The organism is Variovorax sp. WDL1 (assembly GCF_001541225.1).
GTDB lineage: Bacteria > Pseudomonadota > Gammaproteobacteria > Burkholderiales > Burkholderiaceae_C > Variovorax.
The window spans coordinates 1-24,858 of record NZ_LMTS01000030.1; the positions used below are offsets into that span (position 1 = coordinate 1).

Sequence of the window (24,858 nt, forward strand, 5' to 3'; positions counted from 1 at the left end):
CTCAAGCCAACAGGCCTCCTCGAAAGCCGGTGTGGTTCAAACTGACTTCCGGAAGTATTTCCTTGAGTTCGCCATCGAAGGTTTGAGAGGCATCAGCCTGAATCACTGCCGTGACTTTCTGACCTCGGGTCAGCCGTAGCGCCTGGGCTTCCGGAACATCGGCCACGGCCCAGACCTTGTCGAGACCGGCGATGCGAAACAGCGTCATGCCGGGCGTGACGGCAACCCCTTCCCGGACGCCCAACTCGGCGACGACGCCATCGGTCGGGGCGCTGAGGGTGAAGCGTGCCTGCGCGGTTCCTGTGCTTTCGCTCTGTCGGATGAGTTCCGCCGGAATTGACATCGCGCGCATCCGCTCACGCGCTGCCGCGATGAGGTCGGGTGCGACGCCGGCGCGCTGGAGCGCAAGCAACTCGTTCTGCGGTCCGAGCCACTCCGGCGCGAAGATGGTTGCCAGGGCCTGGCCCTTGCGTACCCGCTCCATGGGGGCGCGCACCGCCAGGCGTTCGACGTACCCAGCGACGCGCGACTGTACCGCCACGTTCAGCCGCTCGTCGAACTGCACGGAACCAATGGCGTCGAACGAGCTCGAGGCTTCGGCACGACGTACCGCAGCGAAGCGGATGCCCAGGTTTTGCTGCACCGTCGGACTGACCTTGACTCCAGAATCGCTGGGAGCGCTGTCGGCATACATGGGCACGAGTTGCATGTCCATGAACGGCGACTTGCCCGGCTTGTCGAAGCGTGGGCCTGGAACCATCGGGTCGTGCCAGTAGAGAACCTTGCGGCCTTCGGTCGAAGAGGCGGCATCGCTTCCCCCGGGATGCTGGCCGGTCTGAGGCCCGAGAAAGAAGCCCGCGCCAATCAGTAACGTAGCAGCTACGACAAGCAGTGTTGTTAGGCGAGCGCGTTTCATTGGGCGGCTCCCGGAGCAAGAGGTTTGAATGCAAGCTGGGCTTGAGCTTTTGCGAGGTCGCGCTGAAGCGAAAGCAGCTTTCGTTGCGCATCCACCTCGGCGTGCCTCGCCTCGAAGAGGGTCAGTAGCGTGCCCTGGTTCGACCGATAGGCGGCGGTGGCTACCGCGGTCCGTTGTAAGGCAGGCGTCACGACTCCAGCGCTATACCGCTCGATGCGTTCACGCAAGCGTTTCGAGTCGCTGGCGAGCGCTCGATATTCGGCGGTGGCGGTGCGTGTAGCCTCTCCAAGCTCCGCCTCGGCTTTGTCAGCCAAGGCGAACTTTGCTGCGGTCTCCCGGTCCTGTCGTTCGGACGGGGCTACCTGAAGCGGGATGCTCACGCCGAAAGTCGCCATGTCCGAATAGCCCGTGCGTTGCCCGTATGAAACCTCCCAGGTCCAATTTGGCTTGCGTTCCGAGGCCGCGACGGCGGCCGCTCGGGTGGCCACATCGATGTCGAACTGCTTTGCCAGCACAGCTGGATGAGCTGCGACGTATGCCTGCTCCGTCGGCAACGGAAACGGGGCGACGGGGGCCAATTCGTCGGCGTCGGTGCCGACCCAACGCTGGAGCGCAACTTGCGCGGCACTTTGCAACTGACGAACTTCGGCCGACTCGTCCTCGGCCAATCCGCGCGCACCAGTTAGGGCGAGCGCTTCCTGGCTGCTTCCTGTTGACGAAGCCAGGCGGGCACGTGCCGCCTCGAACTCTTCGTGGGCGTGATGCTCCATCAGGGTCGTGAGCTTCAGCGCCTCGCCGGCGTAGTAGGCGTCGAGGTAGGCGAGCGCCGTGTTCAGCCGGGTTTCGGCTTCAGCACCGCGAGCCTGGACTCCCTCGCGCGCAACCAGCGCGTTGGCAGAGGCTTGTCGGGCTGCTCGCTTCTCGCCAGACAGCCATTCCTGGCTGATGCCGATGCGCTTCATCGTCATTGGGTCGCGCGTGGTGCTGAAGCGGTCTGCCCCGGTTACCGGCAGGTTCTCGATGCCAGCGCGCAGCGTCGGGTCCGGAAGCTGGCCCGCAGCGCGGGCCGTCTCAGACGCGCTCGTCACGCCCGCGCGCACGGCGCGAGCCATATCGGAGCGCTTGACGGCAAGGTCAAGCGCCGTCTCGAGGGTAAGGGGGGCTGCCTCTACCAGGTAGGGAAGCAGTGTGGCTGCCAAAGCGGCGGCGCGCAACAGAAGGGATTGCATGAAGACTCCGAAGACAAATGGGGCATCGGCTGGCGAGCGGTCGAGCCGCACCAGCGCCATTCAGTCGACGGAGATTTCAGACCCGGAGTCTGAGCGTGGAGAGGAATACCGGGTCAGGCGGGGGCCGAAGCTCCGGTGCCGCTGCGACTGGAAACGCACCGGCAAGCTGTGCCTCAAGGAGAAGCGGCACGACCAGTACTTGCACGATGGCCGGCAGCGAGGGAGTCGCGAGCTTCACTGGCTCGAACGACAGAGACATGTCGGCTGCGTGCTGGTGGCAAAGCACCGGCTGGACCGTATCCATGCCTTCGCAGGGTTCGCCAGCCACCATCATGTCCGCCATTGCGGTCATGTCCGCTTGGCCCGGGCAGACGTAGCTGGCCAGCGCCAGTTGTGAAAACAACAGCGAAAGGACGACAGCGAGGGCGGTCGCGCAGCGATGAATGCCTTTACGGAACATACCTTTGAGAGTGTAGGCGCATCCATCGGTACGGTGCAGGTTCTCGAACACCTCCCTCTGACACCTCCGAGTGCCGCCGCCCACCCGAGGCCAGGCAAAGAGGAGGAGGGCACGATCGCGCTTGCCCTTCAACGACTCATCACAGGTTTCCAAAACCGTCTCCAGCGGCTCCTTGGTCAGCGCGCGCCTGCTTGTGGGGCAAGGCGTTGCGCTTGGCGTAGGCTTTTCTTGTCTTTCTCAGCAGCGCGTTCACAGCCCGCTTCTACGCACGGATTGGGCTTGGGGGCTCCAAGGACAAAGCGGTAGCGAGGTTGCTACCGCCGGGGAGCCGTCATCGGCCGGCGCGATCTCCAAAACCAAGGGTACGACCTCTTTTGTGTCGAAGTAGGGCGTCAGGTAGATGACGTCGGTGTTGGGCGTCAGCGTCTGGTTCCTCCAATCCAGCAGACGGGACCCGCAACTCGCTGGTTGTACTGCCGCTGGGCTTGGCGATCCCTGCGCGCGGTTCCTTGGGTGCCTGCGGTCATCGTCACCCAGACGTTGGTGGAGCTCGTGAGCGAGCTGGTCTCTATCAAGGCCATGCCGGCGTTAGGGCGCGGCAGGGCCACCAAGGTGGCGTGAGGTGAGCACGCTGGCGCCAGCTCGATCGGCCTGCTCAGTGCGCTTGGGAAGCACGGCGCCTGATGTCAAGCACAACGGCGAGCAGCCAGCCACGACCAGCGTCACGACCAAAGGTTCGCCCCGTTGGCCCGGTCTCAGGGACATCCTGGAGCTTCAACGAGTCGTTCATGAGCCGAAGCAGCCCACCACGCCTCCTGAGCCGACCCGCGAGACCGCCGACTTCCAAAGCGTTCGCGAACATTGCTCTGCAGCATGGCGACAAGACTTGGTGCGCCAACTCAGGAAGCCGTGGAGCGAGCATGAAGACGCGAACATTTTTGCGCAAAAACGACGAACTGATTCTGCACATGGACGGGGGGCCAAGCAGGCAAGAGCCATACCCCATTATTCATTTTACATAACCCGCATTGTATCCGCTAGGTCGTTGATTTATAACGACTTTCTCGGTTTGTTCTGAGCGGCGACCGGCCTAGTTTTGAGGCTCGAATCGTACTCCGGCGACGACGCGAGCATTTTCAAAACGGCCCCGTTAGCCCCCAGCAGATCCGCTTGGCTTATTCAAGAACATGCGCGCGTTACGCCCAGACGGCGACTTGCGCCGGGGGCGATCGAGGAGGCCCACCCATCGATGCCAAGCAGGATGCCCCCCGGCCGTGCGCTTGCCGAACGACGCAAAGGAATTGCCTGAGCTTTGTCAAACGAATTACTAGAACCACATCCAATCCTGATTCTTGAGGAGCTGTTGGCTTCATGGTTTCATATGTATGACGTATGATTTGCTACATCATACATCGATAAGTCCCGATAACGTTTTATTATCGCAAGTAATGACAAGCGCAAGGAGCAGGGTATGGATCCAAGAAGTTCGATCGCCCCCATCCACCCGATCCGCAGCGGCCGCGGCATCCAGGAAGCGCAGGTCTGGGAAGCCGCCGATTCGCTGCTCCAGGAAGGCCTGCGGCCGACGATCGAACGCGTGCGCCAGAAAATCGGCAGCGGCTCACCGAACACCGTCAGCCCGATGCTCGAGCGCTGGTTCGCCACGCTCGGCCAGCGCCTGGGCGGCCGCGGCGCCCGCTTGACCGATTCAGGCAATCCGAGCGCCGCGACCCATGGCAACGCACATCAGCTTCCCCTGACCATCCTCCAGGCCGCCGAGCAGCTCTGGGACGTCGCCCGGCGCGAAGCCGACCAAGTGCAGATCCAGATGAGCGAGTCAACGCGACGCGAACTCGAGTTGCAGCGCACGACCCTGGCGCAGCAGGAAGCCGAGCTCCTGAAGCGCGAGGTCTCATTCGAGCAGGCCCACGTCGCCCTCGACGAGGCCCTCGCCTCTTCGCGCCAGGCGGTCACCGCCATGGAGGCTCAGATGCGCTCGCAGCAGCAGGAAGCCGCTCGCCTGCTTAGCGCATCGGAAGCCGAGCTGCGACGCCTGCGCAAGGGGCTCGAGGAAGCCCTCGCAGGGAAGGAGGCGTTTCGCGAGAAGGCGGCGATGGAGCTGGCCGTGGCGCGACGCGACGCGCGGGAGGCCGAGGAACGTCATCTGGCGCACGAGCGTCGCCTACTCTCCGACATCGATCGCGAGCGCATGGCCGCGCGCCAGGCCAGCGCCGAACTCGCCAAAGAGCAAAAGGCCCACGCTGCCCATGTCGAGTCGGCGCACGCTGCTTCGACCGCGGCGCAGCAGGCGCTGCACAAAGCGACGGCGTCCCACAATACTGCCGTGGCCGCTTGGTCGTCGCGACTTCAGGAGGCACAGGTCGAGCTTGCGACCTTGAGAGAGCGTGCCGCGAGTACGGAGCTGAGAGCCACCGACCTCGGCGCGCTGCTCGAGCGCCTACAGGCACAGTCGGAGCACGAGATCGCGGCGCTGCAAGACAGCCATGCGGCGACCAAGGCCGCACTGCGTCGACTGGAGTCGCAGCGTGCGGGCGGCGAGAGGTCTGCAACGGGCCGCAGCAAAGGAACGCCCAAGTAGCTTCGACGACAAGGCGTGTTGGTGGGCGGACCGTCGCATTGGGGTTGCGGCGAAGCGGCGAGCCGCAGCAGGAGGCCGCGGTGCGCTGAGCGCGCGGCGCCGCCCAGGCGGCCCCGCCTCAACCCAGGCTCAACGCCCCCAGGGCGGTGCCCGCGATGACCGCCACGAGGCCGACCGCGTGCCACACCGACAGGCCCTCGCCGAGCAGCAGGGCCGCGAAGCCGACGCCGAACACCGGCCCCAATAAAACCACAGCGAGACCCTCGCGACCCGATCTTCGCGATCGCATGGATCAAGGCTAGGTTGCCGAAGGCAGTCGCGACCAGGGTGGAGAACAGCAAGAACGCAGCGATGCAGCCTCCCGACGAGGCTCAGGTTGCCGTCGGGTAGTCGGTGTAGCCCTTGGCTCCGCCAAGATACCAGGTCGCCATGTCATCCGGCGCTAGCGCCAGCTTTCGGGCCATGCGGGCAGGAAGGTCCGGATTTGAGATAAAGGGCCTACCGAATGAAATGGCGTCAGCCAGTCCGGCATCGAGTGCAGCCTGGGCCTTGAGCGCGTCGAAGTCGGAATTCAACACAAACTTCCCATCGAACGCCCGGCGCATTGCTGGGCCGATGGGTGGCCGCTCGGCTTGTCCATTGGTCCCCGAAAAGCCAGGCTCACGGATCTCGATGAATGCGATCCCCAATGCTGACATTTCAATCGATGCAGCTTCGAATAAGGCCGTCGGGTTACTGTCATTAACGCCTTTTCGTGCTTCATTGGGCGACAGGCGCACCGCCGTGCGCTGCGCCCCTACAGCGTCGAGGACCGCAGCCACGACCTCGCGTAGGAACCTGACGCGGTTGCTGATCGATCCACCATACTCGTCGTCGCGCAGGTTCACGCTGTCGCGCAGAAACTGGTCTATCAAGTAGCCGTTAGCCGCATGCACCTGCACCCCATCGAAATCGGCCGCGGCCGCATTCAACGCAGCGGCCCGATAGTCATCGACGATGCGCTGGATCTCGGCGCGCGCAAGTGATCGCGCCTCAACGGCCGGCTGTTTTCCGTTGTAGGTGTAGACGTCCTCGGGCGACGTGGTGGCGGAAGAAGACACTGGCTGCCCACGGCCGGGAAGACTGGGATGGACGACCCGCCCCATGTGCCACAGCTGACAAAAGATCTTGCCGCCCTGCTCGCGCACCGCGGCGGTGATAGGCTTCCAGGCCTCGATCTGTGCCTGGTTCCATATTCCCGGTGCATAGGGCCAGCCCAGGCCTTCGGCAGAGATTCCAGTTGCCTCGGACAGGATCAGGCCGGCGCCAGCACGCTGTGCGTAGTATTCGACCATCATGTCTGTCGGCACATGATCAGCGGTGGAGCGCGCCCTGGTCATTGGCGACATCAGAATCCGGTTTGACATTTCGGTCGCGCCGAGGCGGACGGGGTCGAACAATGTAGGCACGGGTTCTGGGCTCACTTACGTTGGAAGATGGAAACTGAAAAACTCGCTTGCGACAACGCCTCAGTCAACGCTGGATGAGGCGCGGGACGCAAGCTCAGCAACAAGCGCGGGAGTTGTGCACTAGGTCCAAAGACGGCGACTAGGGTCAGCTCGGGACCTGGCCGCCGTCCACGTTGTAGCACTGCCCGGTGATATTTCGCGCGCCCGTGGAGGCCAGAAACACCGCCATCGCAGCAATGTCCTCCGCAGAATTCGCGCGGCCGATGGGTATGCGTTTTTGCGCTTCGCTGACCATTTGCTCCAGCGTGACCCCACTCTCCCGGGCCGCGAGCTCATACACGCTGGTCGCAAGTTCGGTCAGGGTGGCGCCGGGGCAAATGGAGTTAACGTTGATGTTGTGGCGACCCAACTGCTGCGAGGCCGTCTTGGTCAGGGCAATGACGGCTCCTTTGCTTGCAGCATAGATCGCGTTGGACGCGCCTGAATAGCCACGACCGGCGATCGAGGCAATGTTGATGACACGACCGCCATCGCCTTGGCGGATCATTTCACGGGCCGCCGCCTGGATGCAGAAGAACACACCCTTGGCGTTCACGCGGTGGGTCTTGTCCCAGTCTTCCTCGTTGAGATCCATGATGTAGGCTGGCCGAGTTACGCCTGCATTGTTGACAATGATGTCCACGCGGCCAAACTCGGCAACCGTGCGCGAGACCATGTCGTTGATGCTTGCGACATCGCCGCAGTCTGCACGGATGCCCACCGCGCGCGCACCCAAGGCGACTGCCTTTTCGGCCGTCCGCCGGGCCCATGCCTGATCAATGTCGCTGATCGCCAGATCAGCGCCTTCGGCGGCATAGGCGATGGCGATTGCTTCACCGATACCCGACCCAGCGCCGGTGACGAGCGCGACCTTGCCTTTCAAAGTCTCCATTCCAGTTCCTTTTTTATGAGGCGTCGAGACGGTTAGAGCCATTCACAAAGTGTTCTCACTGATCGAAGTGCAGTTTAGGTGCGGGTGCCATCAGTGCCGACGCTTTAATCGCCAGCTCCATAGCATGAGGCTATATGGGCAGCTCGGGCGAGGCAGGATGCACGTAGTGCTCCTTCCCGCGCACCGAAACCATGCCGGCGACCCTATCGTTAGCCCTAAGCGCGCTGGCCACACTCGAAGTTAGCCTCAGGCAATGGCAGAATCCGCCAATTCCCGCTCCCGCCCAAGGGTCAGCGCCCGTCAGATCGAAGCGTTTCGCGCCGTCATGCTCAGCGGCTCGGCTCGCGGGGCCGCCGAGCTGCTCTACGTTACACAGCCCGTTATCAGCAAGCTGATCGCCCAACTGGAGAGCCGGACGGGTTTGACCCTCTTCGTCCGACGAGGCAACGCTATCGTCCCAACCGATAACGCGAAGCTATTGCTTTCGGAAGCCCAGGGGGTCTTTCATGGCATCGAACGCTTCGACCGTTTCGCTGCCAACTTGCGCGGCGGCGAGAAAGGCCGGCTCTCAATATTCGCGAGCCCAACGTTGACCAGTGCGGTTATCCCCTTCATCCTGAAAACACACCTTCGGCATGCTGCGCACCTGGAGATCTTCATCGCCTCCAGACTCATCCGAGACATGCCATCAGATTTGCTTGCCGACAATCAATCGCTCGGCGTGACGATCTGGCAATGCGAAGCGCCTGGCATCAGTTGCGAAGTGCTCGCCAGCAAGCGGCTCGTTTTGCTCGTCAATCCGGCAAGCCCTCTCGCCAACCGTCAGCGCCTTCAATTGAATGACGTTCGCTCAGAGCATCTCATCGGCCACCACGAGTCGATGCCGATCGGACAAAAAGTAAGGGAGGCCTTGCACAAGTTGTCACCCGACTGGCCCATCCGCGTCTCTGTCGACAGCAGTGAAGCCGCATTCTCACTGGTACAGAACAACCTCGGGGTTGCGTTCGTCGATGCGTTCTCGAAAGACTACCTTCATCAGCGTGGGCTGAAGACGCTCGAAGTCGACATCGATGTCTTCACACACTTGTGCCTCTTGAAGTCGTCCTTCCACCGACCGACCGTGCAATGCGAATCTTTCGAGCAAGCCCTCCGCGAGTGGGCTGGCACTGTATAGCCCGAAGCTATTCACCTGTTGAATTAAGAGCTTTGCTCCCCTCAGGCTTACCGATACGCTTGCGTTGAACAAATAGATGGGTCCATGCAGAAACCCGCCGCGAAACGGGCTCTGTCGTCACGGCAAAGGACCTGAAAGAGCAATCTGCATTTTAGGGCGCCGCAGCTCCCTGTCCGAATAGATAGCTTTGGAGACAACGTGAACACTGTAAATATAAATCGCCGTGATCTGATGACCGCGGGGCTCGTCGCCGCCACTGGATCTCTGATCTCATTCCCGACGCGGGCCGCACCCCTGAGCATGAAAGTCGGCCTCTCCGCGCCGGCGACGCACTCTTCAGCAGTCGGCTTGACTGCCGCAGCAACCGAGATCGCGAAGCAGACCAATGGCGAAGTTCGCTTGGAAGTCTTCCCCTCGGGCCAACTTGGCTCAGACCAAAGCATGATCGCGCAGACTCGGCAAGGCTCGCTCGAGCTATACATGGGAACAGCCAGCATATTGGACGGCATCGTCCCGAACAGTGCGATCTGGAACACGCCATTTGCATTCGCTGATTACGCGGCGATGTGGAAGGCCATCGATGGACAAGTCGGTGCCGTGGTCCGGAATGCCGCACCGCGCGCGGGCCTCAAAGCGTTTGACACGACCTGGGACAACGGCTTTCGCCAAATCAGCACTGCAAACAAGCCAATCGCAAAGGTTACTGATTTGAAGGGTCTGAAGGTGCGTGTTCCGGTCAGCGCTGGCCTTGTCATGTTGTTCAAGGCAATGAATGCCTCCCCAGTGGCACTGAATTTTGCAGAGCTTTATCCAGCACTGCAGACCAAACTGGTAGATGGACAAGAAAATGCCCTGTCGGTATTTGCAATTGCAAACTTCAACGAGGTTCAAAAATATATCTCGATGACGAATCACGTCTGGGATGGATACGTCCCGTTGACGAGTGTAGCCTTCTGGAAGACGATACCCGCTGATATTCAGACCATAGTTGCAAATGCAATCAACGGCGAAGCCAAGAAGCAACGACAGGTCTCTGAGGCGCTTGACAAGACGCTCCGCGCGACGTTGGCAGCTAAAGGGGTCACGTTTGTGGACCCCGATATTGCCGGCTTCAGGGAGCACCTCCGCAGTGTCGGCTTCTACAAGGAATGGCGCGAAAAGGTCGGTGAAGCTGCGTGGACGGCGCTCGTGCCGTACGCCCCCGGCCTGTAGAGGGATCGGGAATGACGACAGACTCCCTTCTGACTGGTCAAATCCCACCGCCAGCCGCCAAAAGCGCTGGACACCTTAGCGCTCGTGCACCGCGCTACGTCGCAAAACTTCTAATCGAACCGGTTTGCGTACTCTTGTTGATCTCGCTCTTTGGGATCGTACTGGCCGGCGCTGTTTCTCGCTATGCTTTCCACGCGCCTCTGGTCTGGGTCGATGAGCTCGCTGGCTTTCTGTTTCTCTGGTTTGCCATCTTAGGCGCATCCATCGCAAGCCAGAGATATGAGCACATGAGGATGCCATTTTCGGCAGAATTTTTCTCGCCCCGAACCACTCGTCTGCTGGACACACTCGGCGGGGTGCTCGTAGTGGTTCTGCTAGGCATCCTGCTGCCAGCCGCTGTTTCCTACACGGAATCGGAGTGGGTCGTCATCACACCAACGCTCGGATTGCCTAATGGCATCAAGGGGGTCGGCCTAGTAGTCGGTCTTGCGCTACTTCTGTTTTTTGATCTGTGCCGTCTCTGGTCACAGAGCTCAGCGCGAGATCTAATCATTTCCACGATCATCGTTGCCATCTTTTCATTTGTGGCGTGGAAGATGGCAACGCTGTTTGGCGATTTGGGAAAAGTGAATCTGGTCATCTATTTGGTGTTCGGGATTGCATTGTGCATTGCGATTGGTGTGCCAATCGGCTTTGCGTTCGGAATTGGGGCTACCTCCTACGTCGTTTTTGCGACGAGATTCTCAAGTGAAGTCATCGTAGGCCGGATGGATGAAGGCATGTCGCACGTCATGCTTGTCGCCATCCCACTGTTCGTTGCGTTGGGCGCCGTGATGGAACTTAGCGGCGTCGCGCGGGCCATGGTGAGGTTTCTATTTTCCATCTTTGGAAGTGTGAAAGGCGGATTAAATTACGTCATTATCGGAGCGATGATGTTGGTTTCGGGAATATCCGGCTCCAAGATTGCTGATATGGCAGCGGTGGCTCCTCCGCTTTTTCCTGAAATGAACAAGCGCGGCTCCTCCAAGCCCGAGCTTGTCGCCTTGCTCGCGTCCACCGGTGTTCAAACGGAGACGATTCCACCCAGTTTTGTGCTGATCATTTACGGATCGCTGACCGGGGTTTCCATCGGCGCGCTGTTCACCGGTGGACTGCTGCCTGCCCTGTTTGCTGGCCTGGTGCTCGCTGCCGTGTGCGCCTACAAGGCGCGGAAGACTACTGCAACCGGTGAAGCCATCAGCTGGGTTGAGATAGTCAGTAGTCTCAAGTTCGCCCTTCCAGCGCTCCTGCTGCCTTTCATGGTGCGTACGTTGGTCGTGGAGGGAGTGGCCACGGCTACCGAAGTCGCGACATTCGCGATTGTCTACTGTGCATTGGTTGGCATCTGTTTCTACCGAGCACATGACTGGAGTCAGCTATACGGGCGATTGGTACAGGCGACCTCTCTATCTGGCGCGATCATCCTCATCCTTGGCACGGCGACTGGCGTGTCCTGGGCTCTGTCTCAATCTGGATTCTCACGCGAGCTGGTGCAACTCGTGGTCGACTTGCCCGGCGGTCGGACCGCCTTCATGGGTGTATCGATCATTCTCTTTGTAATTCTAGGCTCGGTTCTCGAAGGTATGCCCGCGGTGGTCCTGTTCGCTCCACTCCTCGCGCCCATCGCTCAGAAATTCGGGATCAACGACGTTCACTACGCAGTAGTCGTTATTCTCTCTCTCGGACTAGGCCTCTTCGCCCCCCCGATTGGCGTTGGCTTCTATGCAGCTTGCGCCATTGGTGATGTGAATCCCAAACACGTAGTGAAGCTGATGTGGCCCTATCTACTGGCCTTGTTAATGGTCATTGTTGTGCTGGCAGCCTTTCCTTGGCTCACCACAGCGATGCTGCCCGAATCCATGCGCACTGTCTAGTCAGACCCGAGTTCCAAGCAGGGTGGTCGCGCCGCGGCGATCATTGACACACAGAAGGACGGTCTGTCAAATTCTAGTGACAGGGGTCGCAGACCCTTGTTGGTTACGAACGGAGGAACTACGAAGTGGTGATTTGTGTTGTTGGAGGAGCCGGATTTCTCGGCCGGCGCGTCATTCGCAAGCTGCTGTCCCGTGGACACGATGTGGTCTGCATGGACATTGCCGGCTTGCAACTCGATGTCCCTGGATCCCAGTTTCGCAGTATTCGAGTTGACGTCTGCGACTTCGAGAGCGTGTTGTCGAGTTTCCTCACGTATCGACCTGAAATAGTGATACATCTCGGTTTTCTTGTTGGAGACTATTCGCCGCGTCAAGCGATGAGAGTGAACGTCCTCGGATCGGACAATTGCTTCGAAGCAGCACATCTGGCCGGGGTTGATCGAGTGCTTTTCTCCAGCTCGATCGCAGTCAATGGCGGACAACGCCACTACGGCCATCGCCCGGTTGTTGAGGACGATGCGTTCGTTGCCGAGACCCAGTACGCCGTACACAAGGTATTCAACGAATGGCAAGCGAAGGAATACCGTGAGAAGCACGGAATGACAATCACCGCCATCCGCCCCGCGAATATCTCAGGAGTGGACAAGATTCTTGGATCAGTTGATCACGTGGCATGCATCGTCAACCCGGCCAAAGGAATAAGTGCACGGTTCAAGTATCGTGATCAAATGAGATGCATTGTCTACGGAGACGACATAGCCGAGCTATTCACGCGTGTCGCCGAGAAGCGGCGGCCCGCATTTTCCGTTTACAACTCCGGTGGCGAAACCTTGAGTCTCGGCCAGCTTGCCGATATGGTTAAGAAGTACATTCCCGACGCCGACATCGCATTCGATCACGAAACGGGTAGCGAGGAGAACCAAAAGGGTGCTGTGGCCTATGTCTATGACCGCACACGGATTTGGGAGGAGTTTGGGGTCGACTACCCTCCGTTTGAGCAGCGACTTGGTCAGATGATCGAGATGATTCGTCTCGACACTGTCACGTAGTTGCATCGATGCGCAGTGACAAACAGAGGCTTGCTGCCGGAGATTCGGTTCGGTGATGCATCTTCCAGGCTGACTCCATGAGAGTTCCCGCAGGTGCAACAGGCCGCGTCTTGCCCATGGTCATCGTACTGACCTTGGTGTGGGGCACCAGTTGGGTGCTGTTCCCGATCGCTCTGCGCGAGATCTCGATCTGGACCTTCCGCGCGGTGTCGTTGCTTGCATCTGGTGTTTTACTGCTTCTGGCGGCACGTGCCAAAGGACTGTCACTGTTCGTGCCGGTTGAGCAGCGCTGGCCACTGACGCTTGCGGCGTGGGTCTACCTGGTGATCTGGAACATATGCACGACCTATTCGTCCCTCCTTATTCCATCGGGCCAGGCGGCAGTTCTCGGCTTCACGATGCCGATCTGGGCGGCGCTGATCTCATGGCTGCTGCTGGGTGAGAGGCCTTCCACACGGCTGTTCGTCAGCATTCTGCTGGCAGGAACCGGCGTTGCGTGCCTTGCCTATGCCGCACGCGGCACCTATGCCAAAGCACCACTTGGTTTCTTGCTGGGGCTGTCAGGAGGCATCGCTTGGGCCGCTGGCACCTTGATCCTCAAGCGCGCGGGACTGACGGTCCCGCTGATCGTCTCGACAGGCTGGCAACTGATCATCAGTGGCATTCCGATTGCGATCGCCGCCCTGTTGATGGCGAACGGCCATCCCTTTGCTCCATCGTGGAGCACCGTGATTGTGATTGCCTATCTAACGGTCGTGCCGATGGCCCTGGGTGGTGTCGTGTGGTTTTCAATCGCTGGCGCACTCTCGCCTACGCTTGCTGGCCTTTCCACCGTCATGGTGCCGATGGTGGCGATGGTGACCGGCGCTTGGGTGCATGGCGAGCCGCTCGGGCCGATGCAACTGACAGCGATGGCTTGTTGTGGTGCATCTCTCATGTTGGTTCTTGTCAAGAGCTAGGGAGACGCTGGTTAATTGATCGATCCCGGCGACTTGTCGCGCGAGTCGGTGCCCGACGCCACCACGTTGCTGAAGTTCAGGCGCCTGCTGCTGGACAACGACCTCACCAAGGGCTTGTTCGAGGAGATCAACGCCCATCTTGCCGAGCAAGGGCTTCTGATGCGCGCGGGCACCATCGTGGACGCGACCATCATCGCCGCGCCCAGCTCGACCAAGAACGCAGGCAACACACGCGATCCCGAGATGCACCAAACCAAGAAAGGCAACGCCTGGCACTTCGGGATGAAGGCCCATGTGGGCGTGGATGCCGGATCGGGGCTGGTGCACACGGTGGTCGCCACGGCGGCCAACGTCAACGACGTGACGCAAGCCGGCGTGCTGCTGCACGGCGAGGAGACCGTGGCCTTCGGCGACGCGGGCTACCGGGGCGTCGACAAACGCGAAGAAGCGCAAGGGCCGAAGTGGCATGTGGCGATGCAGCCGGGCAAGCGTAGGCAACTGGACCCGCAGTGCAAGTGGGCGCGACTGCTCGAGAAGGTCGAGCAGCTGAAGGCGAGCATCCGGGCCAAGGTCGAGCATCCGTTCCATGTGATCAAGAACCTGTTTCGTCACAAGAAGGCGCGCTACAAGGGCCTGGCCAAGAACGAAGCGCAGCTGTTCAGCCTATTCGGACTGGCCAACTTGGTCATCGCCAAAAGGTCGCTCCTGCGCGTCGCAGCCCGAGGTGCGTCTTGAACAGCGGAAGTGGCCTCGAACGAGGTGTAAAACCTATGTGGCGAAGGCCGCGCACCGCGAAGTCGACGGATTTCTCGGCTGCATTCCTTCGTCATGTCTTCAACTCTGGCTGCGACGCTAATAGTTCAGCGTCTCCCTAGCGTGCAGAACTGGCTCGTGCTGGGACTTGGAACTCTTTTCAGGGCAGGTGTACGTCGTGGTCGACGCCCTGATGCGATGGCGTCCTGCTTCGTCTTTCTTTTTAGTGGCGTGGGCACTCTTCCCCTTCGCGCCGACGTCAGTCGGTGGGCGCAGGACGGCAATGAGCTTGCCTTCGTCATGCAGAGGAGGACCACGCCGCGCGAGGCCGCATGCCATGACCGCGACGGAAGTCGCGATGATGGCGGCGCCGCGTCAATCAGAAGCCAAAAAGGTCAGGGTTGGCGCTATCCAGCCATTGGACGGGCGCTTCGGACCAGGCGATCAAAAATGCGCCGTGGCTGCTCGAGAGCTGCACTTGCGTGCCGCCCTCGATGATGCAGAAGCCGCCAGACTCCGCATGCTGTCCGTTGATTTCGAAGCTGCCGGCAATGAGGAAAATTTCGATGGGCGCACTGACGACGAAGGGTGGCACCCGTGTACCGGGAATCAGCGTCAAGGCTGCGTTCCGGAAGTTGTGCGCAGTGCCTCGGTAATCAGAAATGAGCCGCCTCGAAAGACCCGCAACACGGGTGACGGTGGCCGGGATACTTTCCACCGCCACGTTGAGCGTCGGAGGATCTTCCGGACGCTTGTTGGTGAAGTTTCCGACTCGTCCTCCCGCATGCAGATGCGGCGCATCGTCGAAATCCTCGCCCACATATAGCACGTGACCGTCCAGGCGCGAGGCGACGGCGCTGGGCACATAGGCGATCGCGTCGTGGGTCGCCCCTGGCAGGTTGATGCCCATCTCACCGGGTTCTGTCTTGCCGGCGTAGTCGCGAATGCTGCCACTTAGCAGATAGCTGAAGCCAACATCGCCATGCTGGTGCAAGCCGGAGGAAGTCATGGCTTCGAAGCCAAGAAGCCCGAGAAAGCGACCGGTGTCGCGGTTCTCGTGCACGGGTGCTAGGCGCAACCCGGGTTTGGAAGCATCCTTCCAGTTCAGAGCCTCTCGGCGGCTGACGTAGACATCGCGAGGGACGCTGACGGGTGGGAGTCGTGAATTCATCTTGTCTCTTGTGAAGGCCCTTCCGGCCATAAGCAGGTCGCCGAGACGCTGGCTGTGCCAGCGGGATCTCGTCGACCGGCCTATGCATCCGATAGTTCCTTCGCTCCTATGTTGTGCCCTAGGTTGTTGACGATGCTGCCTGCGGTTTCGCGCTGCAGCCACTATCGCGGAACGGAACGTCCGCTCCGCTCTCGATCACCGCCCTGCACCTCTGCTAATCGGCCCGAGGTCGGGCAGATCGCGTAGGCTCAGGGCGCACGCACCGAAGTCTCCGGCGGACCACGCGGCAAGCTTTTGCATCTGCGTTCCGCGCGCCCGCCGCCATAAGGTGACTGGCGGCAGGTAGGCGAATCCTACAGCGCAGGTCGCCGGTATCCATTCAGTTTCCGGCAATAGTGCTTGCCGAATTGGCCGTGACCATGCCTTCGTGGCATGGCGATGGGGCCGACGGTCTTTGCACGCGCGTCTTTGCCTGCGAGCGGACACTAGAGGACTCGATGCATGTCGTCGTCTCGAGGTCGAGCATGAGGTCGGGCCAGGTTCATCCGGCCTCCAAGCAGAGGCCCAAATGCCTCTGACAACAACGTCGGTGCCCAAACGCCTGCGCTGCCTTCCAGAGAATTCTCTCAGGCCCTCTGGATCCACGACTCCGTAGTGGATGAGAGACGCTCGGACATCCATGGATTTCATTGTTCAATGGAGCTTGACGGTTCGTCCAGTGTTCTTGTGATTGTCAAACCAACCAACGCACCAAATAATTCAAGTCCCATTTCGGGGGACATAGACAACCCCGCTTCACAGCCATCAAGACCAGAGAGAGCAAACACAGTCATGGATCTTTCCTTCACGCCGAACGAAGAAGCATTCCGGAAGGAGGTTCGCGGCTTCCTCCAAGCTCGATTGCCGAAGCGGATCTCAGACAAGGGGCGCCATGGCATGCGACTGACGCAGGGCGACATGACCGAGTGGCATAGCATCCTCAACAGCCGCAAATGGCTGGCCAACCACTGGCCCGCGGAACACGGCGGACCAAGCTGGAGCGTCATCGAGAAATCGATCTTCGAGGACGAGTGTGCCATCGCCCATGCTCCACGCATCGTGCCCTTCGGCGTCAACATGCTTGGACCCGTCCTTATCAAGTTCGGCACGGACGCGCACAAGAAGCACTGGCTGCCGCGCATCCTTGATGGCACCGACTGGTGGTGCCAGGGGTATTCGGAACCGTGCGCAGGCTCGGATCTGGCCGCCGTGAACACCACTGCAAGGCGTGGGGCCGACGAGCAGGGCGAGCACTATATCGTCAACGGCGAGAAGACCTGGACCACCTACGGCCACTACGCAAACATGATCTTTTGTCTGGTACGCACCGACCGCGATGCCAAGAAGCAGGCGGGCATCAGCTTCCTGCTGATCGACATGAGAACGCCCGGTATCGAAGTCCGGCCTATCACCACCCTCGATGGCGGGCACGAAGTCAACCAGATTTTCCTCACCGACGTACGCGTGCCGGTCGAAAACCTTGTCGGTGACGAAAACGAGGGATGGACCTGCGCGAAATACCTTCTGACCTACGAGCGCACCAATATCGCGGGCATGGGCCTCTCAGTGGCAGCGCTCGAACGCCTGCAGATCGCCGCAATGCAGGTCCGGCGGAACGGTCGGCCACTGGCAGATGACCCCGCCTTCGCGGCCCGGCTGGCCAGGGTCGAGATCGACCTGGAAAACATGAAGGTCACCAACCTGCGCGTCATAGCAGCCGTGGCCGACGGGGGCGTGCCGGGCGCCGAGAGTTCGATGCTGAAGATCCGAGGCACCGAAATACGACAGGAGATCTCCTCCCTGCTGCGTCGGGCCATGGGTAGCCATGCGGCCTCCTGGGAGCCTGGCATGCTGGTCGGCCCTTATGTCGAGCGCACCGAAGGTGGCAAGCACCATTTCCCGGGCCCGCCGGACGCGATGAGCGTCGCACCCCTCTATTTCAACAACCGCAAGCTGTCGATCTACGGCGGCTCCAACGAAGTCCAGCGCAACATCGTCGCCAAGGCGCTGCTGGGCCTGTAAGGAAAAGCGATGAACTTCGAACCGACGCAAGACCGACGCATGCTGGCTGATACGTTGAGCCGATTCATATCGGACCGCTATCCGATTGAGCACCGCCATGCCATCGCCTACAGCAAACCCGGCTTCGACGAAGCGACGTGGTCGGGCTTCGCCGAACTCGGCACGGTCGCGGCGCTGTTTCCCGAGAGCCACGGTGGCCTGGGTGGGAGCGGATTCGACATCGCCACCGTCTTCGAGGCTCTGGGCCGAGGCCTGGTCGTCGAGCCTTTTCTAGGCAGCCTGATGGCGGGACAGGCGCTTCTTCACGCTGGTGGGCACGATGCGCTGTTGGAGCGAATCGCATCGGGCGAAGTGCGAGCAACCTTGGCATGGGAGGAAGCCGACGGGCGCTACGTCCCGGCTTTCGTAGCTGTCACGGCTCGGCGCAGTGACGATTCAGATATTTGGAGGCTGGATGGCAGCAAGTGTGCGATCCGACAAGGCCTGTCCGCGCACTGGTTCATCGTCTCTGCGCGCACCTCGGGCGCCGTCAATGAGGAGGATGGCATCAACCTCTTTTTGGTGGCAGCCGATGCGGAAGGTCTCGCGATGAGTTCTCTGGGCACCATCGACGGCGGCAGCGTGTCCAGCCTCGAGCTGCAGAATGTCCAGGCAATCGCCCTGACCGGCGGCTTCGATCATTGGAACGCGCCATCGGAGCTGGCCTGCTCGCACTTTGCGCTGAGAGCGTCGGAGCCATGCATGTCGCATGCGACGCCACTGTCGAATTTCTACAGACCCGAAAGCAGTTCGGCGTCACTATCGGCAGTTTCCAGGCTCTGCAGCACCGCATGGCGACCGTACTGCTCGAGATCCAACAGGCCAACTCGGCGGTCATCAACGCGGCCGCGGCATTCGACGGCAACGACCGCATCCAACGGGAGCGCGCTTTGTCGGCCGCCAAGTTCTCAATGGGCCGTATCGGGACGCTGGTGTCGGAAGAGGCAATCCAGACCGGCTTCCCGAACACGCGCAGAAGTCAATGCCTGGTGAAGGCCCAACACCTCACCGCAGGGAATGGATGCCAGCGTCAGCCTCTCCATCAACAATGCCCTCGGCAGCCTTTTCAAGGCAGACTCGATTTGCGGGAGCAACCGTTCGCGATGGATCGAACGGCCAATATTTGTCTTGAATTCCGCAGTCTCCGCGAGGTCAGGACGGCCGATGACCTCCCTGCAAAAGCGCTGGTACTGTGCGTTGTTGCCGACAGTGATCACCAGCGGACCGTCCACCGCGTCGAACACTCCGTACGGCACGATGGAGGGGTGTGCGTTCCCGTAGCGCGGGGGATCTTCACCGATATGCAGCGCCTCGAGTCCGTAGTAAGCGGTGATCATCACCCCACAGTCGAACAGCGCCAATTGAATGTGACGACCCCGGCCAGTCCGCTCGCGTTGGTACAGCGCCGCCAGCACGCCCTGTGCCGCATACATGCCGGTCATCAGGTCGACGGCGGCGATGCCGAACTTCAACGGCGGCCGATCCTGCTCGCCATTCATGGCCATCAGACCGGCCTCGCCTTGCACCACCAGGTCGTAACCGGGCCGAGACGCCTCGCTGCCGTCACTGCCATAGCCGGAGACCGAACAGTAGACCAGGCGGGGGTTGACCTTGCGCAGGTCTTCATATCCCAGGCCGAGCTTCTCCATGCCACCGAACTTGAAGTTCTGGATCACAACATCGCTCTTTGCTGCAAGTGACAGCGCCAGCTCGCGGCCGAATTCACTCTGAAGGTCCAAGGCAATCGAGCGCTTGTTGCGGTTGACGCTGTTGAAGTACGCCGTTTCGGTGTGTCCGATGCGTACGCCCCAGTCCCGAGTGTCGTCCCCCCGATCGGGATGCTCGACCTTCGCCACATCAGCGCCGAGGTCCCCCAGTGCCATCGCGCAGAGCGGTCCGGCCAGCACTCTCGAAAAATCAAGCACACGCAGCCCGGAAAGCGGCAGCGCGAGTTCTTCAGACATGAACGGATCCCATGCGCTGGCAAGCGCGCATCAGTCGGTGACGATGTTGGCAGCCTTGGCCACACCGGTCCAGAAGATCAGGTCCTCGCGATTCATTTCCCTTACCTTTTCCCCTTCGATGAACCCTGGAACGATACCCTGATTCAGCATCCATGCTTTCACCTCCGGGCTCTCCACCGTGGCCCGCAAAGCCTTCGCAAGTGGTGCGGATACAGCCGCCGGCGTACGGGCCGGTGCATAGAGCGTCCACCGCGGCGGCGTCGGCCTCTTGCCGGCAACGTCGACATCGAGGTCGCTGTAGCTCGCGACTTCCGGGAGGCTCGGGCTGCGATCGCCGCAAGACGCAACGGCCTTGGCCTTGCCACCCTTGACCATCGCGGTACCGGTACCCATGTCGACAAAGGCCAACTTCACATGTCCGCCGATCAGGTCCGTCTGGATCTGGGCTACAGACTTGTAGGGAATGTGGGCCATGCCCAGCTTGAATCGGTAGTTCAGGAGCTCCCCACAAAAGTGTCCGGACGAGCCGTTTCCCCAGGAAGCATACTGAAGGGGTTCCTTGCTCCTCTTCGACAGGGCGACCACTTCATCTAGGTTGTCTGCGGGGTAGTCCTTCACCGCGATCAGCAGCGTCGCGGCCGAGCCAACTTTCCCGATAGGTGTGAAGTCCTTCACTGGGTCATAGGGGACATGGCGGCTGGACGCGGGGCCCAGGATGTGAGTCGAGTGGCTCCCTAGGCCCAGCGTGTAGCCGTCGGGCGCAGCCCGGGTGAGCATGTCCATGGCGATGGTGCCGCCGGCGCCCGGTTTGTTTTCGACGACGACAGTGCCGTTGAGTTCGCGCGCTAGCTTCTCAGCCAGCAGCCGGGCCAGTGAGTCGCCACCGCTTCCGGGTGCTGCATTGACGAGCAGGCGAATCGGCTTGGCCGGATAAACGGGCTGGGCATGCGCGCCATGGACGCCAACAAGCGCCAGCGCCACGGCAGATTTCCTCATGATTTTCTGGCCCCTCTCATGCGCTCTTTGCGCTATCCGACAAGACAGGGGTCTCGTTGAAGCAAAAGCCGACATACCCGAGCGCGGCGATCTCCGCACATTTTGTCCGATACCCCTCCCCGACATAGGGCATGAAGACCCTGGGTTTGCCCGGGATGTTTGCGCCCAGGTACCAAGAATTGGCGATCGGGAACAGTGTCTTGTCAGCAACGGCCGCGACGTGTGCAACCCACTTGTCCTGTGCCTCGGCGGTCACGTCGATCGTTGGCTCCTGCTTTCCCGCGGCGTGCTCGATCAAGCGCAGCACATAGTCCACATGATGCTCGCCATGCAGCAACACATTGCCAATCACCGAGGGGCTTCCGGGTCCCGTGATGGTGAACAGGTTGGGGAATCCGTGGACCATGAGGCCAAGGTAAGACTGTGGACCGGCCGCCCATTCGTCCCTCAGCTTTCGGCCGTCCCGACCCTGGATATCCATGGCGAGGATCGCACCCGTCATGGCGTCGTAGCCGGTAGCGATCACCAGTTCGTCGAATTCGTATCTCCCGGTTGAGGTCATCAATCCGTTGTGGGTGATGGTCTCGATCGGCTCTTGCCGCAAATTCACCAATTTGACGTTCGGCCGGTTGAACGTGGCAAAGTAGTTGGTGTCCACGCAGACCCGCTTCACGCCAAATGGAGAGGTCGTTGCGCTCAGGGCCCGTGCTGTCGCCGGATCCTTCACAATGGTGCGGATCTTCTCGCGGACGAATGCGGCGGCACCGTCATTGACCTCTTGACTGGTCAGCAAGTTCGGGAAGGCCACAAGGAACGACTCGCCACCATTTTCCCAAAGATGGTTGTACCGTGCGCGCTGTTCTTCATCGGAAGGCACTGGCGCCGAGTAGGCCGAAGACGGCACACGGCCGAAGTTCTCCAGGCTCTTCCTGAATTTCGGAAGGTCCGCCTCGAACCGCAGGTGGTCCTCATCGGTCAGCGGACCGTTGTGGGCGGGTACGGAAAAATTGGGCGTGCGCTGAAAAACCAACAGTTCCTCCGCTTCCTCGGCAATTATCGGAATTGCCTGAACGCCCGAAGATCCCGTGCCGATCACCCCGACCCGCTTGCCGCGAAAATCCACCTTCTGATGTGGCCATTTGCCCGTGTGGTACACGGGTCCCGCGAAATCTCCCAGCCCTGGAACCTTCGGATAGTTCGGCACCGACAGATTGCCGGTCGCCAGCAACACATAGCGAGCCTCGATACGATCACCCGCGCTTGTCTTCACATACCAAGTTCCAGCATCCTCATCAAAATCGGCTGCGGTAACGCGGGTATCGAAAAGATAGTCCGTGCGAAGGTCGAATTTGTCCGCGACAAATTGGATGTAGCGCAGGATCTCCGGCTGCGTCGCATACTTCTCGCTCCAGCGCCACTCACGACGTACCTCTTCGCTCCAGGTGTAGGAATAGTTGAGACTGGGCACGTCGCAGCGCGCGCCTGGGTAGCGATTCCAGTACCAAGTGCCGCCCACGTCACTGGCCGCATCGATGCCAAGCACGGTCATGCCCTGCTTACGCAAGCGATGCACAGCGTAAAGCCCGGCGAAGCCAGCTCCAACGACGACCGCGTCCACGCGGGCCGCCACAGGCAGACGTGACTTCGAATCTGACGTCGTGGTTTGCATTTTGAATGTTTCCTTTGATGTTTCAAGGCGCCAGAAGCGATCTTCCGACCGTCGTCATCTCGCCGTTTCGCCGACCTTCAAACGAGAAGTTGTCCGCCGACTGCCCGCAAGTCTTGAAGGGGTATGCTAAATCCGCACAACTTCAATAACCGCCGTCCTGCCTTGCTTTGTTGAATACATCCATGCCTTTGACCCATGGAAAAAACAAGCCGGCCGGGACCGAAGTGAGCACTCGGCCAGCACGCCACGGTTGCGCGTGTCAGGCCATCTCCGTGATTACAGGTCCAGCACGAGCCGCGCAGACTTTGCGCGCGAACAGCATGGTGTGAACTGATCATTGGCGGCCTGCTCGTCCGGTGTAAGGTAAAAGTCGCGGTGGTCCGGAATACCCTCGATGACGCGCGTCAGGCAGGCACCACAGATGCCCTGCTCGCAGGACACGGTGATACCAACACCAGCCGCCTGGAGCGCCTGCACAACAGTCAGATTCGAATCGACTTTGATCACCCTGCCTGAGCTGGCTAGCTGAACATCGAATGCCGATCCAGGACCCGCCATCGCGTCACCGGCCGAGAAATACTCATAGTGAAGCGCGGCTTCATCCCATCCTTGCAGGCGAGCTGTCGACAACACGGCTTCCATGAAGCCCGCAGGACCGCAAACATAGAGGTGGGTGCCTTGCTCAGGATGCAGCAACGCCTTAAGGTCAAGCTGCTGCTCTGGTGCGCCGTCGTCGAAATGAAAGGACACATTCTTTCCAAGCGCTGGAGAGGCCGCGATCAACGCCCGGAACGCAGTGCTTTCAACCGAGCGCGTGCAGTAGTGCAAGTCAAAACTGCTTTGGAGTGCGGCCAGCCGCTGCGCCATGCAGAGAATCGGGGTCACTCCGATGCCCCCAGCAATCAGCAGGTGGCGCCTGGCGTCGGATGCCAGCGCAAAGTGGTTGCGCGGTGCGCTGATCTCCAATACATCGCCCTCATTGACCAGTTCGTGCATCGCGCTCGATCCGCCTCGCGATGTCACTGTTCGCAAGACTGAGATCAGATAGCGGTGGCCCTCGGACGGATCGTTGAACAACGAATACGACCGGGTGATGCCTCCCGGCAGGTGGACTTCGATGTGTGATCCGGCCGAAAACGGCGGCAGGATGCCGCCAGTCGCCGCAACGAATTCGAAGGTCTGTATGCCGGAGGCCTCGAATTGCTTGCGGGCGACGCGCACCAACAGATTCGATCGATTCTGCAATTTTGTTCCTTGGCGAATGCAAATCCGGATGTGTCGTGCCCTGTTTGTCCGACGCACGACCGCGGCGCCTCGTGTTCCTCGGGCTGCTACTGCTTCGATGCCTTGGCAATCTGCAGCCAGCGCGCCACATTTCCGGGTATCTGGGCGTTGAAGGCCTGGGCATCCGCAAAGTCGGGCGCGAGTTGCTGCATGGCGCAGAACTCCTTGAATGCGGAGGTGCCGGCGATCTTTACCAAACTATCTGACAGCCTGTTGATGATCGGCGCGGGGGTACCTACAGGCGCGAGCAGTGCTAGAAAGAACACGGCCTCGTAGCCCGCGACACCCGCTTCGGCAACCGTTGGGACATCGGGTATCCCCTCCAGCCTGCGCTTGCCCGTTTGACCGAGAGCGCGCAGGCGGCCAGCTTTCACGAGAGGCAAGGCCGTCGAGGTGCTTTGACACGTGAAGTCGACTTGTCCGCCAACGGCATCTGTGGTGGCGCCCGCTGTTCCCCTGTACGGAATGTTCTTCGCTTCCGTGTGCGTCATCTGGTTCAGCAAGGCACTGCAAAGATGCGTCGTACTGCCGCTGCCAGACGATCCGAACGTGACCTGTCCGGGACGGGATTTCATGTCCTGCACCATGTCCTCCAGGGTCTTGTAGGGCGAGCTTGCAGGGACGACGACCATGTTCGTTCCATTGGCTAGCCGTGCAACCGGCGTGAAGTCCCTTTCAGGGTCATAAGGCAACGCACCTTCTGCGACGACCTTGCTCAGATAGTGGTGCACAGAGGTCAGCAACAGCGTGGTGCCGTCCGGCGTCGACTTCGCAACGAAATCCGCTCCGATGACGCCGTTTGCGCCGACCTTGTTCTCCACAACGACGTCCGTTCCTAAGCCGTCGCGGAGGGGCCCCGACAGATAGCGGGCCATCAAGTCTAGAGACGATCCGGGCGAAGCCGGCACGATGATGCGAATGGGACGGCCCGCAGGCTGCGCCCAAAGGCACGGGGTTGCGAACCAAGACGCGTGGACCGCGTATTGCAGCAGGGCTCGGCGATTGATTTTCATTTTTTCCTCTTCGCTCTT

19 protein-coding genes and 4 pseudogenes are annotated in these 24,858 nt (G+C 60.6%); 10 read left to right on the forward strand and 13 right to left on the reverse strand.

All coding sequences use genetic code 11. The annotated features are described in order from the left end of the window. Window position 1: 1 nt before the first annotated feature. The 3 genes from APY03_RS06385 to APY03_RS06395 all read right to left on the reverse strand — a co-directional run bounded on the left by APY03_RS06385 (window position 2) and on the right by APY03_RS06395 (window position 2,656). Window positions 2–916 carry an efflux RND transporter periplasmic adaptor subunit gene (locus tag APY03_RS06385; RefSeq protein WP_083944189.1) on the reverse strand — a complete coding sequence of 305 codons (915 nt, stop codon included), beginning with the start codon at window positions 914–916 and terminating at the stop codon, window positions 2–4. After that, on the reverse strand, window positions 913–2,145 hold the full coding sequence (locus APY03_RS06390) for a TolC family protein (protein ID WP_068675184.1): 1,233 nt from the start codon (window positions 2,143–2,145) through the stop codon (window positions 913–915). Before APY03_RS06390 ends, APY03_RS06385 begins: the two co-directional genes overlap by 4 nt. A gap of 76 nt (window positions 2,146–2,221) precedes the next feature. Then, entirely contained in the window at window positions 2,222–2,656 is a 435-nt protein-coding gene (locus APY03_RS06395) for a hypothetical protein (RefSeq protein ID WP_232081419.1), read from the reverse strand. Window positions 2,657–4,076: 1,420 nt separating this feature from the next. Here APY03_RS06395 and APY03_RS06400 point away from each other — a divergent pair. Further along, on the forward strand, window positions 4,077–5,204 hold the full coding sequence (locus APY03_RS06400; protein WP_068675056.1) for a DNA-binding protein: 1,128 nt from the start codon (window positions 4,077–4,079) through the stop codon (window positions 5,202–5,204). Between the two features lie 118 nt (window positions 5,205–5,322). Here APY03_RS06400 and APY03_RS41250 read toward each other — a convergent pair whose 3' ends face one another. The 3 genes from APY03_RS41250 to APY03_RS06410 form a co-directional block, all read right to left on the reverse strand. Continuing rightward, a complete protein-coding gene (locus APY03_RS41250; protein ID WP_157103381.1) occupies window positions 5,323–5,493 on the reverse strand; it encodes a hypothetical protein in 171 nt (56 codons plus the stop codon). Window positions 5,494–5,575: 82 nt separating this feature from the next. Beyond that, window positions 5,576–6,652: an alkene reductase gene (locus APY03_RS06405; protein ID WP_068675058.1), complete on the reverse strand. Its 1,077-nt coding sequence runs from the start codon at window positions 6,650–6,652 to the stop codon at window positions 5,576–5,578. Between the two features lie 145 nt (window positions 6,653–6,797). Continuing rightward, window positions 6,798–7,583, reverse strand: coding sequence for an SDR family NAD(P)-dependent oxidoreductase (locus APY03_RS06410; protein WP_068675060.1), 786 nt, complete (start codon window positions 7,581–7,583; stop codon window positions 6,798–6,800). 253 nt (window positions 7,584–7,836) lie between these two features. Between APY03_RS06410 and APY03_RS06415 the strand changes: the two genes are divergently transcribed. The 6 genes and pseudogenes from APY03_RS06415 to APY03_RS06440 all read left to right on the forward strand — a co-directional run. Continuing rightward, window positions 7,837–8,757, forward strand: a complete 921-nt coding sequence (locus tag APY03_RS06415) for a LysR family transcriptional regulator (protein ID WP_083944190.1) — start codon at window positions 7,837–7,839, stop codon at window positions 8,755–8,757. Between the two features lie 198 nt (window positions 8,758–8,955). Then, window positions 8,956–9,969 carry a TRAP transporter substrate-binding protein gene (locus tag APY03_RS06420; protein ID WP_146039625.1) on the forward strand — a complete coding sequence of 338 codons (1,014 nt, stop codon included), beginning with the start codon at window positions 8,956–8,958 and terminating at the stop codon, window positions 9,967–9,969. An 11-nt stretch (window positions 9,970–9,980) separates the two neighbouring features. Continuing rightward, window positions 9,981–11,882, forward strand: a complete 1,902-nt coding sequence (locus APY03_RS06425) for a TRAP transporter large permease (RefSeq protein ID WP_068675189.1) — start codon at window positions 9,981–9,983, stop codon at window positions 11,880–11,882. Between the two features lie 128 nt (window positions 11,883–12,010). After that, on the forward strand, window positions 12,011–12,931 hold the full coding sequence (locus tag APY03_RS06430) for an NAD-dependent epimerase/dehydratase family protein (protein ID WP_232081436.1): 921 nt from the start codon (window positions 12,011–12,013) through the stop codon (window positions 12,929–12,931). A 116-nt stretch (window positions 12,932–13,047) separates the two neighbouring features. Next, a complete protein-coding gene (locus APY03_RS06435) occupies window positions 13,048–13,890 on the forward strand; it encodes a DMT family transporter (protein ID WP_068675074.1) in 843 nt (280 codons plus the stop codon). A 30-nt stretch (window positions 13,891–13,920) separates the two neighbouring features. Next, window positions 13,921–14,625 (forward strand): annotated as a pseudogene (locus APY03_RS06440) (IS5 family transposase); the annotation flags it as partial. Between the two features lie 397 nt (window positions 14,626–15,022). Here APY03_RS06440 and APY03_RS06445 read toward each other — a convergent pair. Then, window positions 15,023–15,814, reverse strand: coding sequence for a cupin domain-containing protein (locus tag APY03_RS06445; protein ID WP_146039626.1), 792 nt, complete (start codon window positions 15,812–15,814; stop codon window positions 15,023–15,025). 686 nt (window positions 15,815–16,500) lie between these two features. Next, window positions 16,501–16,647, reverse strand: coding sequence for a hypothetical protein (locus APY03_RS41255; protein ID WP_157103382.1), 147 nt, complete (start codon window positions 16,645–16,647; stop codon window positions 16,501–16,503). Between APY03_RS41255 and APY03_RS06450 the strand changes: the two genes are divergently transcribed. The 3 genes and pseudogenes from APY03_RS06450 to APY03_RS43370 form a co-directional block, all read left to right on the forward strand. Continuing rightward, complete coding sequence (locus tag APY03_RS06450) at window positions 16,646–17,875, forward strand: acyl-CoA dehydrogenase family protein (RefSeq protein ID WP_068675079.1); 1,230 nt, start codon at window positions 16,646–16,648, stop codon at window positions 17,873–17,875. The genes APY03_RS41255 and APY03_RS06450 overlap by 2 nt on opposite strands. Window positions 17,876–17,914: 39 nt before the next feature. Beyond that, window positions 17,915–18,460 (forward strand): annotated as a pseudogene (locus APY03_RS43365) (acyl-CoA dehydrogenase family protein); the annotation flags it as partial. 152 nt (window positions 18,461–18,612) lie between these two features. Beyond that, window positions 18,613–18,807, forward strand: a pseudogene (locus APY03_RS43370) (acyl-CoA dehydrogenase family protein); the annotation flags it as partial. A 57-nt stretch (window positions 18,808–18,864) separates the two neighbouring features. Here the strand turns inward: APY03_RS43370 and APY03_RS42345 are convergent. The 5 genes and pseudogenes from APY03_RS42345 to APY03_RS06480 form a co-directional block, all read right to left on the reverse strand. Then, window positions 18,865–19,878, reverse strand: a pseudogene (locus APY03_RS42345) (CaiB/BaiF CoA transferase family protein); the annotation flags it as partial. Window positions 19,879–19,908: 30 nt separating this feature from the next. Beyond that, entirely contained in the window at window positions 19,909–20,859 is a 951-nt protein-coding gene (locus tag APY03_RS06465; protein WP_162487241.1) for a Bug family tripartite tricarboxylate transporter substrate binding protein, read from the reverse strand. A gap of 31 nt (window positions 20,860–20,890) precedes the next feature. Continuing rightward, a complete protein-coding gene (locus APY03_RS06470; RefSeq protein WP_068675085.1) occupies window positions 20,891–22,543 on the reverse strand; it encodes a flavin-containing monooxygenase in 1,653 nt (550 codons plus the stop codon). A gap of 276 nt (window positions 22,544–22,819) precedes the next feature. Next, window positions 22,820–23,788 carry a PDR/VanB family oxidoreductase gene (locus APY03_RS06475; RefSeq protein ID WP_068675087.1) on the reverse strand — a complete coding sequence of 323 codons (969 nt, stop codon included), beginning with the start codon at window positions 23,786–23,788 and terminating at the stop codon, window positions 22,820–22,822. An 86-nt stretch (window positions 23,789–23,874) separates the two neighbouring features. Continuing rightward, on the reverse strand, window positions 23,875–24,840 hold the full coding sequence (locus APY03_RS06480) for a Bug family tripartite tricarboxylate transporter substrate binding protein (RefSeq protein ID WP_068675089.1): 966 nt from the start codon (window positions 24,838–24,840) through the stop codon (window positions 23,875–23,877). Between the last annotated feature and the right edge of the window lie 18 nt (window positions 24,841–24,858).

What these genes read in the sequence shown, in the direction of transcription:
- APY03_RS06390 (WP_068675184.1), bottom strand. Translation starts at nt 2,145, where the DNA reads ATGCAATCCCTTCTGTTGCGCGCCGCCGCTTTGGCAGCCACACTGCTT.
- APY03_RS06385 (WP_083944189.1), bottom strand. Translation starts at nt 916, where the DNA reads ATGAAACGCGCTCGCCTAACAACACTGCTTGTCGTAGCTGCTACGTTA.
- APY03_RS06435 (WP_068675074.1), top strand. Translation starts at nt 13,048, where the DNA reads ATGGTCATCGTACTGACCTTGGTGTGGGGCACCAGTTGGGTGCTGTTC.
- APY03_RS06480 (WP_068675089.1), bottom strand. Translation starts at nt 24,840, where the DNA reads ATGAAAATCAATCGCCGAGCCCTGCTGCAATACGCGGTCCACGCGTCT.
- APY03_RS06410 (WP_068675060.1), bottom strand. Translation starts at nt 7,583, where the DNA reads ATGGAGACTTTGAAAGGCAAGGTCGCGCTCGTCACCGGCGCTGGGTCG.
- APY03_RS06415 (WP_083944190.1), top strand. Translation starts at nt 7,837, where the DNA reads ATGGCAGAATCCGCCAATTCCCGCTCCCGCCCAAGGGTCAGCGCCCGT.
- APY03_RS06445 (WP_146039626.1), bottom strand. Translation starts at nt 15,814, where the DNA reads ATGAATTCACGACTCCCACCCGTCAGCGTCCCTCGCGATGTCTACGTC.
- APY03_RS41250 (WP_157103381.1), bottom strand. Translation starts at nt 5,493, where the DNA reads ATGCGATCGCGAAGATCGGGTCGCGAGGGTCTCGCTGTGGTTTTATTG.
- APY03_RS06425 (WP_068675189.1), top strand. Translation starts at nt 9,981, where the DNA reads ATGACGACAGACTCCCTTCTGACTGGTCAAATCCCACCGCCAGCCGCC.
- APY03_RS06450 (WP_068675079.1), top strand. Translation starts at nt 16,646, where the DNA reads ATGGATCTTTCCTTCACGCCGAACGAAGAAGCATTCCGGAAGGAGGTT.
- APY03_RS41255 (WP_157103382.1), bottom strand. Translation starts at nt 16,647, where the DNA reads ATGACTGTGTTTGCTCTCTCTGGTCTTGATGGCTGTGAAGCGGGGTTG.
- APY03_RS06470 (WP_068675085.1), bottom strand. Translation starts at nt 22,543, where the DNA reads ATGCAAACCACGACGTCAGATTCGAAGTCACGTCTGCCTGTGGCGGCC.
- APY03_RS06400 (WP_068675056.1), top strand. Translation starts at nt 4,077, where the DNA reads ATGGATCCAAGAAGTTCGATCGCCCCCATCCACCCGATCCGCAGCGGC.